This is a genomic window from Mesorhizobium sp. M2A.F.Ca.ET.067.02.1.1 (assembly GCF_004023285.1).
Lineage (GTDB): Bacteria > Pseudomonadota > Alphaproteobacteria > Rhizobiales > Rhizobiaceae > Mesorhizobium.
This window is the reverse complement of record NZ_RZSB01000092.1, coordinates 1-12,174: the sequence shown is the minus strand read 5'-3', so window position 1 is coordinate 12,174 and position 12,174 is coordinate 1. Positions and strand designations below refer to the sequence as shown.

Genomic DNA, 12,174 nt, shown 5'->3' with positions numbered 1-12,174 from the left:
GATCAGCACGGCACGAATCGGTGACATTTTACCTTTCATTGGTGGACTCCGTCGGAGAAAGGGGGGCTGGGACGGCGCTGTCGAGCTCGCGTGACCAGTCAATGGCATTGATGAAGACGCCGAGCGGATTCTTGCGCAGCTGATCCGTATTGCTTGGCGAGCGGATCACGATCGTGAGGATCGCAGTCCAGCGCATCGTGCTGGCAAGGCTTCCGCGCTCAAACACCTGCTCGGTCCATTTGACCTGGAATGAACTTTCGGAGGCTCTGACCACGCTGGTGACCTGTACCGAAACACTGCGCGTTCCGATCTGACCGAAGGGGTCGTTCGCCTTGGCGTATTCGTTGAGGAAGAGCGCTGCGCGATCGCTAGCAAAGTCGTACGCTGCCAACCAGTTCTGCCGAACCAAAACCGGATCGGTGGAAACGGAACGGACATTCTGGATGAAGCGGCCGAGATGCCAGGCGATCTGAGCATCCGAGGGCTCATAATTCCGGACCGCCGGCGCGACGGCGCGCGTCTCGCCGAAGCCATCGACCTCGACGACATAAGGCACGACACGGCTTTGCATCGACTGCCATACGAGTCCGCCGGAAAGCCCGGTCGCCAAGGCCAGGCAGCCAAGGGCCATGATCCGCCAGTTCCTGGCCTGCAGTCGAGATGAGCCGATGCGCTCGTCCCACAGTTGGGCGGCTTTTTGATACGGCGTGACCGGTTCGGGTGTTTTGCCGTAACGGTGCACGGGTCGCTTGAAGAGCATCTAGTCATCCTTGTCGTTGAGAGAGGGGTTGGCGCTGCCTCCCGGCCGGTCTCCGTCTCGGACAGCTTGCATGGCAGCGTGGCGATTTGCCCGGGCGGTCTGTTCAGAACGTAGGCGCCTTGCCCACGTCGGCGCCGAAACAGTGGCCGAACCGGCAGAGCGTTCGGTCATTGACGCTGTCGGCGCGCCGCCGGTCGCGGTCCACGCGGCATCGCGCCCGGCATCGGCGTTGCGCCCAACACTTGCAGTGGCGGATCGCGCTATGCGTATAGCGGCGCCGCCAGCTGCACTGGTTACACCATGCATTCCAGCAGCCACACCGGAGAGGCCAGCGTCGGGCGAGGTTGCGCGCCCGATCTGCCATGACGTGGAAGCAGCCGATCCCATTGTTGTGCCGGCTCGGATGGCGGCGAGACCGCCGCTGGTTGCCATACGCGCGCCAGCAAATGCTGTGCCTCCAGCAACGAGTGATACACCCGCTGCCGCCGCGGTCGTGCCGAGGGCGGCGCCCGCCCCAAGCTGCGGTGCGCCTGAGACAAGACCCGACGCGATCCCCGGCCCAAAAATGCCAAGGCCAAGCAGTGCCAGTGCGCCCAGTACCTGGGACATGGCACCGGCAAGATCCGGCTCCTTGCCTTGCAATGCGGAAGCGAACTCCCCGAAGAGCGTGGAGCCGATACCGACAATGACGGCGAGCACCATCACCTTGATGCCTGACGAGATAACATGGCCGAGCACGCGTTCGGCCAGGAACGCTGAACGGTTCCAAAGTGCGAATGGAACCAAAACAAAACCTGCCAGCGTGGTGAGCTTGAACTCTAGGATGGTGATGAAAAGCTGGATGGAAAGGATGAAGAAGGCGATGATAACCAGGAACCAGGCCATCAGCAGCACGAAGATGGTCAGTGCGTTGCCGAAGATTTCCGGGAAGCCCAGGAGCTGACTGGCTTGGTCAAGCATTGGCCAAGCACCTTCGAAACCGGTCGCGGCAATGCGGCCCGGGCGCAAGAGATTGTCTGCCGACAGATTGCCGGCCGACGCCTTAATCCCGAGACCGGCAAAAGAACGATAAACGATATCGGCGAGGTTCTTGAAATTGTTCAGAATGAAGGCGAAGACGCCAACATAGAGCACCTTGCGGACAAGCCGGCCGAGAACGCTGGTTTCGTCGCCGAGCGCCCACGCCAGGCCGGCAAGTGTGATGTCAATGCCGATCAGAATGGTAGTGAGGAAGGCGAGGTCGCCCGATAGCAGACCGAACCCGCTGTCGATGTAGCGGATGAAGGTCTCCATGAAGCGATCGATGACGCCAAGGTCGTTCATGCCGCTGCCTTTCTCGTCGTGATGAACTCGTGATTAATTGCCGGGATAAGCCGAGCCGGTACCCAAGAACCGCTTCGTCATCTCGCGGGCGGCTTCGTCTGACTGGGCCTTGCGGGCGGCATCCTCGGCCTCAGCTCGAAACTGCGTTGCGAGCAGCGTCTGGATCTGCATCTGCTGTTTTGTCGAAAGCGCCATCAGCTGGTTGGTGGCCTGGCTTGCCTGAAGCGCACCGGCCGCCCCTTGGCTGCGGTTGACGAGATCGGCGAGCAGATCGCCGTCGGCGCGGACGTTCTCGACGATTTGCGACTGGACACCCATGGTCTGGCGGAACGCCTGCATGGCGGTTTGCCAACGCTCCCGCGCAGCACTCGCCACATCGCTGACTTTGATCGTGGCGTCGTAGCTTTCCGGATATTGGCTGCGCCACTGGTCTTGAAGCTTGCCCAGATCAAAGCTGAGGCCACTCGCCTGGTCCATCAAGCCGTCGATGCGATGGAGCGAACCGGTGAGTTGGCCAACGGAAGAGAAATCCAGACGCTGAAGATTGCGCGCCATGTTCTGCAGCATGGTCGCCTGATTCTGCAGCGACTGGATTTGGTTGTTGATCTGCTCCAATGCGCGCGCGGCCGTCAGCACGTTCTGCGCATAATTGGACGGATCGAACACGATAAGGGCGTACGCGGGCTGCACATAGTCGGCCATAGGCTTGGCGATCAGGGAAACGGTGATCAGGCCGGAGAGAAGGCGTCGCCGCATCATGAGAATTGCTCCTTGTCTGGTTGAGGGAATTGCTTGAGAAGTTCGCCGGCCCAATCGAGGCCGCGCGCGATCAGGAACTGCGAGGCAAAGCTGCCTTGCCCGTCTTCGGACATGATCCTGTCGATCAGAGTCTGCGTGGCCGGATCGGAAGCACCGCAAAGCGCAAGAGCGATGGGGCCAAGCTCGAGCTCGAACAGACGGTTGCCGCGGCGCGATTGCAGATAATACTGACGCTTCGGCGTGGCGCGGGCGATCAATTCGATCTGCCGCTCGCTTAAACCGAAGCGCTCGTAGGCTGTGCGCGCCTGGGGTTCCACGGCACGATCATTGGGAAGGAAAATGCGCTGCGGGCAGCTTTCGATGATTGCCGGCGCTATGCCAGAGCCCGCGATATCAGCCAGCGACTGCGTAGCGAAGACAACCGACACGTTCTTCTTTCGCAGCACCTTCAGCCATTCGCGGATGCGGGCGGCGAACAGCGGATTGTCGAGATAGACCCACGCCTCGTCGAGCATGATCAGCGTGGGCCGTCCGTCGAACCGTTCCTCAAGTCGCTGGAACAGATAGGTAAGCACCGGCAGCAAAGCGCCTTGGCTGTGCATTAACTCCTCGGTCTCGAAACACTGCACATCCGACAAGGCCAGCCCATCATGATCGGCATCGAGCAGGCGGCCGAAGGGACCGTCGAGCGTGTAGGGCATCAATGCGGTCTTCAGCGCATTGGATTGAAGCAGGACCGAAAGACCGGTCAGTGTGCGTTCCTGCGCCGGCGCGGTGGCAAGGCTGGCCAGCGCTGACCAAATAGCCTCCTTCACCTCCGGCGTGACGGTGACGTTCTCGTGGGCAACAAGGCTGGCGATCCATTCGGCCGCCCAGCTTCGGCTAGCCTGGTCGTTGATGCTGCGCAGTGGCTGAAAGGCAAGGGAACCGTCCGCTCCTAGCGCGTGGTGTTCTCCACCCATGGCAAGTGTTGCAGCACGGGCCGAATTGCCTTTGTCGAAGACATAAACCTGGGCGCCGGCATAGCGCCTGAACTGCAGAGCAATCAGAGCAAGCAGAACCGACTTGCCGGCGCCGGTCGGACCAACAACCAGCATGTGGCCGACATCTTCGACGTGGGTGGAAAGCCGAAACGGTGTCGACCCACTGGTCTCGGCAACGAAAAGCGGTGGCGCTTCGGTTTGGGTGACTTTCGCGAGATGCTCGTTTGTCGCAGGACCGGCCCAAACCGACGACAGCGGCATGAGATGGGCAAGGTTCAATGTATGAACGAGCGGTTGGCGAACGTTAGCGTAGACATGGCCAGGCAATGAGCCGAGCCAAGCCTCGACCGCATTGACGCCTTCTCGGATCGTGGTGAAGCCGAGCCCATTGATGATGCGCTCGACCGCGCGAAGCTTCTCTGCAGCGGCTTGGCGATCCTCGCCCCACACCGTCACGGTGGTGGTGAGATAGCCGAAACTCACATGATCACCGCCCAATGCCTGAAGGGCTTCGTCGGCATCGAGCGCCTTGTTGTCGGCATCGTTATCGACAAGCGGGACCGGCTCGTTGGTAATGACCTCGCGTAGGATTGCCACGATCGATTTGCGCTTGGCAAACCACTGCCGGCGCAATCGCGTCAGCGTCTTCGTGGCTTCCGTTTTCTCGAGCGGAATGAAGCGCGTCATCCAGCGATAGGCGAAATCCTGATGATTGAGGGTATCGAGGATTCCGGGCCGGGTGAGGTTCGGAAAGCCGAGGATGGTCAGTGTGCGAAGATGCTGCTCACCCAGCATCGGCTCCAGGCCACCGGTAAGCGGCGCATCGACCAGGATTGCATCCAGATATATCGGCGTTTCCGGGGCCATGATAGGATGGCGACGAGGCGAAATCGTGCCGTGGAGGTAGGTCAACGTCTGAGCATCATCGAGGACGCGTACTTCGGACATGAAACCCGAGAAGAGATCGAGCACGCGGTTGGTCTCGTCACGGAACCTCGCCAGATCCTGGCGCCAGTCTCTTTCTCCTCGGGAATAATGAGAGTCGACGAGCGCGCTTTCTGCGCGCGCCTGGGCGTCCGGCGGTGGCATAAACACCAAGGTCAGATGATAGCGGCTCTCGTAGTGCGCTACCTTCCCCTCGAAAGCAGCGCGGCGTTCTTCGTCGACCAGCCACGACGCGGCGTCAGGAAAATGCGAGTTCGGATAGCCCAGCGCTTCTGTGCGCTCGGCCTCAAAGAACAATGCCCAGCCAGAGCCAAGGCGTCTGAGAGCATTGTTCGCCCGGGCGCAAATGCCGACGAGTTCAGCCTCCGTCGCACTTTCGAGATCCGGGCCGCGGAACCGCAACGTCCGCTGAAAGCTGCCGTCCTTGTTGAGCACGATGCCGGGCGCCACCAAGGCAGCCCAGGGTAGATGGTCGGCAAGCCGGTCGGCTTTGCTTCGATATTCCGAAAGGTTCAGCATGCAAGCCACCCCTTCAGACGTAGGTGGCGCACAAGCACGCTGGCGAAGTCCGGATCGCGTCTTGCGGCAAACACCGCTAACGAGTGGCCTGCGATCCAAAGCACCAGACCAGCAATCCATTGCTGCAAGCCGAAGCCAATGGCCGCGGCCACTGTACCGTTGAGGATCGCCACCGCGCGCGGAGCCCCGCCGAGCAGGATCGGCTCGGTCAGCGCCCGGTGGACCGGTACTGCGAAGCCCTCGATATGCTGCTCCCCGGCGGCCATCAGACGAGCGCCCCACCACCGAAGGAGAAGAAGGAGAGGAAGAAGCTCGATGCCGCGAAGGCGATTGACAGACCGAAGACGATCTGAATCAGGCGCCGAAAACCACCGGCGGTGTCGCCGAAGGCAAGCGTCAGGCCGGTGGTGATAATGATGATCACCGCAACGATCTTGGCGACCGGTCCCTGCACGGACTCCAGGATCTGCTGCAGCGGCTGCTCCCACGGCATGCCGGAGCCGGCGGCATAAACCGGGGCCGTGTTAAGAAACGCGAGCGCTGTGGACGAAAGAAAGCGAAGCTTCTTGCGCATGAGGAAGGCCTTTCAAAGCTGCTGGAGTTGCGAAAGCGTGAGCGGGGCAACGGCGTAATCGCCGCTGCCGTCGAGACCGGTGACCTCGGCGATTGCGTCGATGTGGCGCGACGAGCCGCGTCCCGCTATGAAGACGATCAGATCTATCGCCTCAGCGATGAGCCGGCGGGGAACGGTGACCACCGCTTCCTGGGCGAGTTGCTCAATGCGATAGAGAGCCGAGCGCGCGGAATTGGCGTGTACGGTAGCGATGCCGCCTGGGTGCCCGGTGTTCCATGCCTTCAGCATGTCGAGCGCTTCCGCGCCCCTCACCTCGCCCACGATGATGCGGTCCGGCCTGAGCCTCAGCGTCGAGCGCACGAGATCGGCAAGGGTGACCGAGCCCCGCCTTGTTCTCAGGGCAACGCAGTCCCTGGCCGCGCACTGCAGTTCGCGTGTGTCCTCGATCAGGATCACCCGATCGTCGCATTCGGCGACTTCAGCCAGCAGAGCGTTGGCGAGTGTTGTCTTCCCCGAGGAAGTGCCGCCGGCGATCAGCATGTTGCGCCGCTCGCGGACGGCCTTTTTCAGCGCATCGGCCTGCAGCGGCAGCATGATGCGTTCGGCAACATAGTCGGCCAGGGTGTAGACTTTCGCGGCGGGCTTGCGGATGGCAAAACATGGCGCCAACACCACAGGTGGCAGCAGGCCTTCGAAGCGTTCGCCAGACGGCAATTCGGCACTGACGATCGGGTTGTCGGCGTGCGCCTCGGCGCGCACGTGCGAAGCAACCAGGCGGATGATACGTTCTGCCTCGGACGGGTGCATGTGAACGTCGGTATCGACCCGACCTTCGCCTAACCGGTCGAGTCGCAGCGCGCCGTCGGGATTGACCATCACCTCGATGACGGACGGATCGGCCAGGGCTTCGGTGATTGCCGGACCCATGGCGGTGCGCAGCATGACACGCCGCCGGTGGTCGGCCTCGGGATGAGAGCTCATCCTTCCCCTCCCCCACCATTGTCTTTGCTAAGCGACTTTTTGCCGGAAGCGATCTGGCGGCCGACCTTCTCAACGAATTTCTCGAAACGCTCTTGGGCAATAGCCTGCGTTGCCCGATCCGGGACCGGCGTGTGGGCGTGAAGGGTGATCGAAAAGCGGATGAAGAGCGCCAGGCTCTCCAGGATCACCTCGGAATCGCGCCTGACGTGGGCAAGATCGCGGGAGAGCCGGTCAAGCCTTACGCCGTAGCGCCGATCGAACTCGCTCTCGCCACGCCGCTCGATGAACGCCTCGATCGCCTTCGCCACGATCGCTGATTTGGTCGTTGACGGATCGCGACTGAGGTTGTCCAGTTTCTCGCTGAGCTCCGGCTCAAGCAGAAACTGATGGCGAATGCGGTGCGGCTTCATGCGGCTCGTTCCGACGGCCCGGCGTTGCGCCGGCGACGGGAGAAGCATCGGCCAGACGCTCAAAATTGCTTATGGCCGTTATCTACGCTGAGGTGCGCTCTGCAACTCAGCGGACTTCAGAAGCCGGGAATGACATCGTCGCCCCTGCCCTCGTTGATACCGTAGGCGCGGGCCGCAGTGGAAATCCGATCCATGACACGCTTGTCCGCGAGCGCTTCGCTGTCATCGTCTGCGGGCTTGTACAGATCGGCCTGATCGGGCTCTTGAGAGACAACAACGTCTTCTTCGGGCAGGCTTGGATGGCGTTGCTGCTGAACGCCTCCCTCGTCTTCAACTGGCGCGTCGGCGCTTTCCTCGTCCGCAGCAAGTCGGCTATCGACGCTGCACACTTGTCCAGTCCAGCCGTCCGGGCGTGATGCAGGGCAGTCCGCATAGGGTCCGTCGTGCAGCACCGGCGCAGGCAGCACCCGATCTGTGAAATTCTGATCCTGATAATAGCGCAGCTTCTTGGCGCGGATCGGCGGCAACCCAGAAACCAGGACCAATTCGTCTGACGGCGGCAATTGCATCACCTCGCCTGGCGTCAGGAGCGGGCGCGCGGTTTCCTGGCGGCTCACCATGACATGTGAAAGCCAGGGCGCAAGCCGATGGCCCGCATAGTTGCGCATCGACCTAAGTTCGGTTGCGGTGCCGAGGGCATCCGAGATGCGCTTGGCCGTGCGTTCGTCATTGGAGGAAAAGGCAATTCGCACGTGGCAATTGTCGAGAATAGCATTGTTCTCGCCATAGGCCTTTGAAACCTGGTTCAAAGATTGTGCGATCAGATAGGAGCGAATGCCATAACCTGCCATGAAGGCGAGCGCCGTTTCGAAGAAGTCGAGGCGACCGAGCGCCGGAAACTCGTCCAGCATCATGAGCAGCTGATGCTTACGGCTCTTCTTCGGGTCCCCCTCCAGACGCTCCGTCAACCGCCTGCCGATCTGGTTCAAGATCAGTCGCACCAAAGGCTTGGTGCGCGAGATATCCGAAGGCGGCACGACCAGATAGAGCGACAGCGGTCGCTCTCCATCCACTAGGTCAGCGATGCGCCAGTCGCAGGACGAAGTGGCCGCCGCGACCGTTGGATCACGATAAAGCCCAAGAAAGGACATGGCGGTCGAGAGGACGCCTGAGCGCTCGTTTTCCGACTTGTTCAGGAGTTCGCGAGCCGCCGAGGCCACTACGGGATGGACCTGAGGGTTATGCCCCGTCCCGAGATGGTTTGTCGTCATCATCCGCCGTAGCGTTGCGGCAAACGAGCGTTGCGGGTCCGACAGGAAGGTGGCGACGCGGGCTAGCGTCTTGTCCTCTTCAGCGTAGAGCACGTGCAAAATGGCGCCAACTAGGAGTGAATGGCTGGTCTTCTCCCAGTGATTCCGTCGCTCCAGCGCGCCCTCGGGATCGACGAGGATGTCGGCGATGTTTTGAACGTCCCGGATCTCATCTGGGCCTTTGCGCACCTCCAGCAGCGGGTTGTAGCGTGCCGATCTCGGGTCGGTCGGATTGAACAGAAGGCAGTACGAGAATTTCGACCGCCAGCCGGAGGTCAACTGCCAATTTTCGCCTTTTATATCATGAATGATGGCAGACCCGGTCCAGGAAAGTAGCGTTGGAACAACCAGCCCCACGCCCTTGCCCGAACGCGTCGGCGCAAATGCCATGACGTGCTCCGGGCCGTCATGGCGCAGATAGCGATCGTTCAGCCTACCGAGGAAAACGCCCGCCGGCCGTAACAACCCTGCCGTCTCGACCTCATGAGTCGTGGCCCACCGTGAAGACCCATAGGTCGTAACCGACCCGCGCTGTCGCGCGCGCAAAAGCGAGCCTGCGATTGCGGCGGCACAGCCCAGGAATCCGCTGGCGCCTGCAAGCGTACCGGCTTTGTCGAAGACCTCCGGCGCATAAGCATCGAAGTGGAACCACCATTCAAACAGCTTCCACGGCTTGTAGATTGGCCAGCCGGCGAAGAGAAACCATGGTGCGCCGAGAGGCGTCTGGTAGGTCAGCATTTGAGCGCACCATTGGGTTGCCGTCCATACGCCGATAATGACAATTGCGCACACAACGGCGATCTGCCCGATCAGTAGCTTCGTAGGTGTCATCGGCTTGGCCCGCTGAACAACGCGACCTAGCATCGCGCGGTGCAGCCGGGACAGGAATGTTCCTCACATACGATTTGGGAGCAATGAACGACTTCCTACTATGCAGGTCGGTCAGCACGCGTGTTGCGCCTTCACGCGACACCATCCTCTCCATTCACCCTGAGGCCCGGCGCCGCCGACAGTTGCGTGACCGCTCCTCCGCAAAGTTATCTTCTGCGTTCAGGGAGCCAGGGCGCCTGGGCTGGCTGATGAACACCGTCCGCTCGCGCATGTGGGGTCGAATTGATTTGTGCCCAAGTGGAGGCAGGCTCATCATTCAACAGTTGCCGCAGTTCCCCTGGCTCGAACGCCATCATTGGTGGGGAGGCAGGCTCGTCTTCCAACAGTTGCCGCAGTTCCCCTGGCTCGAACGCCATCATCGGTGGGGAAGCGGGTTCATCCTCCAACAGCTGCCGCAGTTCCCCTGGCTCGAACGCCATCATCGGTGGGGAAGCGGGTTCATCCTCCAACAGCTGCCGCAGTTCCCCTGGCTCGAACGCCATCATTGGTGGGGAGGCAGGCTCGTCCTCCAACAGTTGCCGCAGTTCCCCTGACTCGAACGCCATCATTGGTGGGGAGGCAGGCTCGTCTTCCAACAGTTGCCGCAGTTCCCCTGACTCGAACGCCATCATTGGTGGGGAGTCAGGCTCGTCTTCCAACAGTTGCCGCAGTTCCCCTGGCTCGAATGCCATCATCGGTGGGGAGGCGGGTTCATCCTCCAGCAGCTGCCGCGGCTCTTCCTCGTGCGGCAAGCGCCTCCTTAGCCGGTCTTGCAGCGCCTGCCGATCGGCAACGAGGTTGTCGAGGGGCAGCGGCTCGTGGTCTGGCCGCTGCCCTTTCACCAATCGTTCAACCAGCGCCCACGTGCCCTCCAGGACAAATACGCCGCAATCATAATGGTTCGTCTGTCTGGCCATGGGGGCTGGCGCCAAGGTAGCATTCAGCAGTCCTGCGAGCTGTTTTGCAGGCACGTCGTTATATCCCTCTCGCTGGAGGGAGTCGTAGTGATAGGCGAACCGCCTTTCGGGGTCGCGGCGATCAACGAGCAGCAGCGACCAATGGGTGCCGGGGCTAGTAGCCGTGCCATTATTCACTGGCAAGAACAGGAAGTCGGCTGTGGCGTTGTTTTGATTATAGATGGACTGCAATATGCCTCGAGCGTCTTGCGGCGACGTGTGTCGCAGTAGATGGGATACGGAAGGATCCACCAGCCGAGTCCGGGCAGCGAGCGCCGGATTGATCCCCTGCAGTTGCCGCTCCAGCAAATTGTAATCTCTCTGGACATGGGCGTCGCTCAGCCATTCGGCGGCGCCGAGCACCCGCCCCGTTGCAACGTTGGACGGGGCTGTCGGATCGAGCGCCCCGATCTGAGCCCCAGAGGAACTGGTCGTCAGTGTGGTCACATCAACCAGTGGAAGGCCGCGGTAGGTGCCTGGCAGCTTAGCGGTTGCTGGCGAGGCGGGTTGGGGAGCTCTTGCCGGTGCCGCTGGCCCAGCTTCAGCAGCGGCCCCAACGCGCCTGGTGACTGCGTCTGCCGGATGAGCAGCAAGGACAGTTTCGCGCCCGAGCACAATGCGCGGCAGGATATCCCGGAGGTGAGCCAATGCAGAACCGATACTTAGTCTATTACCATAGGAGACAGCCTTGAAGCTCTCAACATCTTTATCCAGCGATTTGTCGTGAATCCGAGCGGCAATCCCAGGCTTGTTATTTTGACGCAGATACTGGCTAAAATGTCTAAGAAAATTTGTATAGCCGCCCACGGTATCTGGATTCCGTCCGGTCGCAGGCGCTGCCAGGTACTCCTTGGTCGAAGCGGCTCTGTAATCTCTAATGAGCTCGGCATCGTCAGGATAGGGGATCACGAGAGGGCGACCCATAATCGGGGCTCCGCTTGTCGACTTCTTGAGGTAACGCAGTGCGCCAGCCACGGTGGAGGAACCACCCGTACTCTCGTACTCCTTGAGATCCTGATCCAGCGACGAATGGTAAAGCCGAGCAGCAAACCCTGGCTTGTTGTTTTGAAGGAGCCACCGACTAAAGCCGAAAAGAGAATTTACATTGAAAGTGACCGTGTTCGCGCTGGCCTTACCCGCGTGGAATGCTGCCCTCAGCCCTTCGATAGCGGTCGCATCGTTGGAATAGACAGGACGCTTGTCGGAACCGTTGGGGACTACAATTGGACGATCCGGCTGCACTGTCGAGGACATCGAACCACCACCTCCGGGATGCGGTGCTGGGGTGGATTCGTGTTCATCCCTCTGCCTGACGAGCTGCGCCTCAGATTCCGGTGTAGCCACCTTATGAGGATCCTGCATCGGTTCGATCCCCTCCATCTCCTGCTGCAACCAAGCCAAAGCTTGGCGAGCGGCGGCTTCATCAACCGCGGAGGATGTCTCCACACCTCTGGCGGACGCCGGCAGAGCCTGCTCCGCCCGCCGTCGAAAGAGCTCTGGCGAGGCGGATTTCTCCGCCCACAATCTGGGCTGCGTAGCGAGTCCCCGTCCAGATTTATGTGGCACCGCCTCGCTTGGCAGCGGGCTGCTCCTGTCCCGTGCAGCTACCAGCCCCTCCGGGGCGCCCTGGTCGCCGTGGCGCCAGTTCAAGTGAGGGACGGCCTCTCCAAAGTCGGGTGCTTGGTGTTGGTGCGCGGTTGGGGCGAGAGACAATGGTAGATCGGTGCCCTCCTTATAACCTACCGGCAGGAGCTCCTCTGACCAATCGAATCCCTGCTGTGGTG

At 61.1% G+C, this 12,174-nt stretch carries 10 protein-coding genes; all 10 read right to left on the bottom strand.

The genetic code is table 11. From position 1 onward, the window contains the following. Positions 1–28: 28 nt before the first annotated feature. Positions 29–760, bottom strand: a complete 732-nt coding sequence (trbF, locus tag EOA28_RS10100; protein ID WP_126063930.1) for a conjugal transfer protein TrbF — start codon at positions 758–760, stop codon at positions 29–31. Beyond that, complete coding sequence (gene trbL, locus EOA28_RS10095; protein WP_126057783.1) at positions 761–2,083, bottom strand: P-type conjugative transfer protein TrbL; 1,323 nt, start codon at positions 2,081–2,083, stop codon at positions 761–763. 33 nt (positions 2,084–2,116) lie between these two features. Beyond that, positions 2,117–2,842 carry a P-type conjugative transfer protein TrbJ gene (gene trbJ / locus EOA28_RS10090; protein ID WP_024502854.1) on the bottom strand — a complete coding sequence of 242 codons (726 nt, stop codon included), beginning with the start codon at positions 2,840–2,842 and terminating at the stop codon, positions 2,117–2,119. Next, positions 2,839–5,289, bottom strand: a complete 2,451-nt coding sequence (gene trbE / locus EOA28_RS10085; protein ID WP_126057782.1) for a conjugal transfer protein TrbE — start codon at positions 5,287–5,289, stop codon at positions 2,839–2,841. Before trbE ends, trbJ begins: the two co-directional genes overlap by 4 nt. After that, the gene (locus EOA28_RS10080) at positions 5,283–5,555 is read right to left on the bottom strand and encodes a VirB3 family type IV secretion system protein (RefSeq protein WP_024502852.1); all 273 of its coding nucleotides are present in this window, start codon (positions 5,553–5,555) and stop codon (positions 5,283–5,285) included. Before EOA28_RS10080 ends, trbE begins: the two co-directional genes overlap by 7 nt. Further along, a complete protein-coding gene (locus EOA28_RS10075; RefSeq protein ID WP_126057781.1) occupies positions 5,555–5,863 on the bottom strand; it encodes a TrbC/VirB2 family protein in 309 nt (102 codons plus the stop codon). The genes EOA28_RS10080 and EOA28_RS10075 overlap by 1 nt, the downstream gene beginning before the upstream one ends. Positions 5,864–5,875: 12 nt before the next feature. Beyond that, a complete protein-coding gene (gene trbB / locus EOA28_RS10070) occupies positions 5,876–6,844 on the bottom strand; it encodes a P-type conjugative transfer ATPase TrbB (RefSeq protein WP_024502850.1) in 969 nt (322 codons plus the stop codon). Further along, positions 6,841–7,254 carry a CopG family transcriptional regulator gene (locus EOA28_RS10065; protein WP_095488561.1) on the bottom strand — a complete coding sequence of 138 codons (414 nt, stop codon included), beginning with the start codon at positions 7,252–7,254 and terminating at the stop codon, positions 6,841–6,843. Before EOA28_RS10065 ends, trbB begins: the two co-directional genes overlap by 4 nt. Positions 7,255–7,370: 116 nt before the next feature. After that, positions 7,371–9,395, bottom strand: a complete 2,025-nt coding sequence (locus tag EOA28_RS10060) for a conjugal transfer protein TraG (protein WP_024502848.1) — start codon at positions 9,393–9,395, stop codon at positions 7,371–7,373. Between the two features lie 206 nt (positions 9,396–9,601). Beyond that, entirely contained in the window at positions 9,602–11,914 is a 2,313-nt protein-coding gene (locus EOA28_RS10055; RefSeq protein ID WP_245501508.1) for a Ulp1 family isopeptidase, read from the bottom strand. Positions 11,915–12,174: the final 260 nt, after the last annotated feature.

Coding starts and splice junctions, on each gene's coding strand:
- trbJ (WP_024502854.1), bottom strand. CDS start 2,842: ATGATGCGGCGACGCCTTCTCTCCGGCCTGATCACCGTTTCCCTGATC.
- EOA28_RS10060 (WP_024502848.1), bottom strand. CDS start 9,395: ATGACACCTACGAAGCTACTGATCGGGCAGATCGCCGTTGTGTGCGCA.
- trbB (WP_024502850.1), bottom strand. CDS start 6,844: ATGAGCTCTCATCCCGAGGCCGACCACCGGCGGCGTGTCATGCTGCGC.
- EOA28_RS10075 (WP_126057781.1), bottom strand. CDS start 5,863: ATGCGCAAGAAGCTTCGCTTTCTTTCGTCCACAGCGCTCGCGTTTCTT.
- trbF (WP_126063930.1), bottom strand. CDS start 760: ATGCTCTTCAAGCGACCCGTGCACCGTTACGGCAAAACACCCGAACCG.
- trbE (WP_126057782.1), bottom strand. CDS start 5,289: ATGCTGAACCTTTCGGAATATCGAAGCAAAGCCGACCGGCTTGCCGAC.
- trbL (WP_126057783.1), bottom strand. CDS start 2,083: ATGAACGACCTTGGCGTCATCGATCGCTTCATGGAGACCTTCATCCGC.
- EOA28_RS10065 (WP_095488561.1), bottom strand. CDS start 7,254: ATGAAGCCGCACCGCATTCGCCATCAGTTTCTGCTTGAGCCGGAGCTC.
- EOA28_RS10080 (WP_024502852.1), bottom strand. CDS start 5,555: ATGGCCGCCGGGGAGCAGCATATCGAGGGCTTCGCAGTACCGGTCCAC.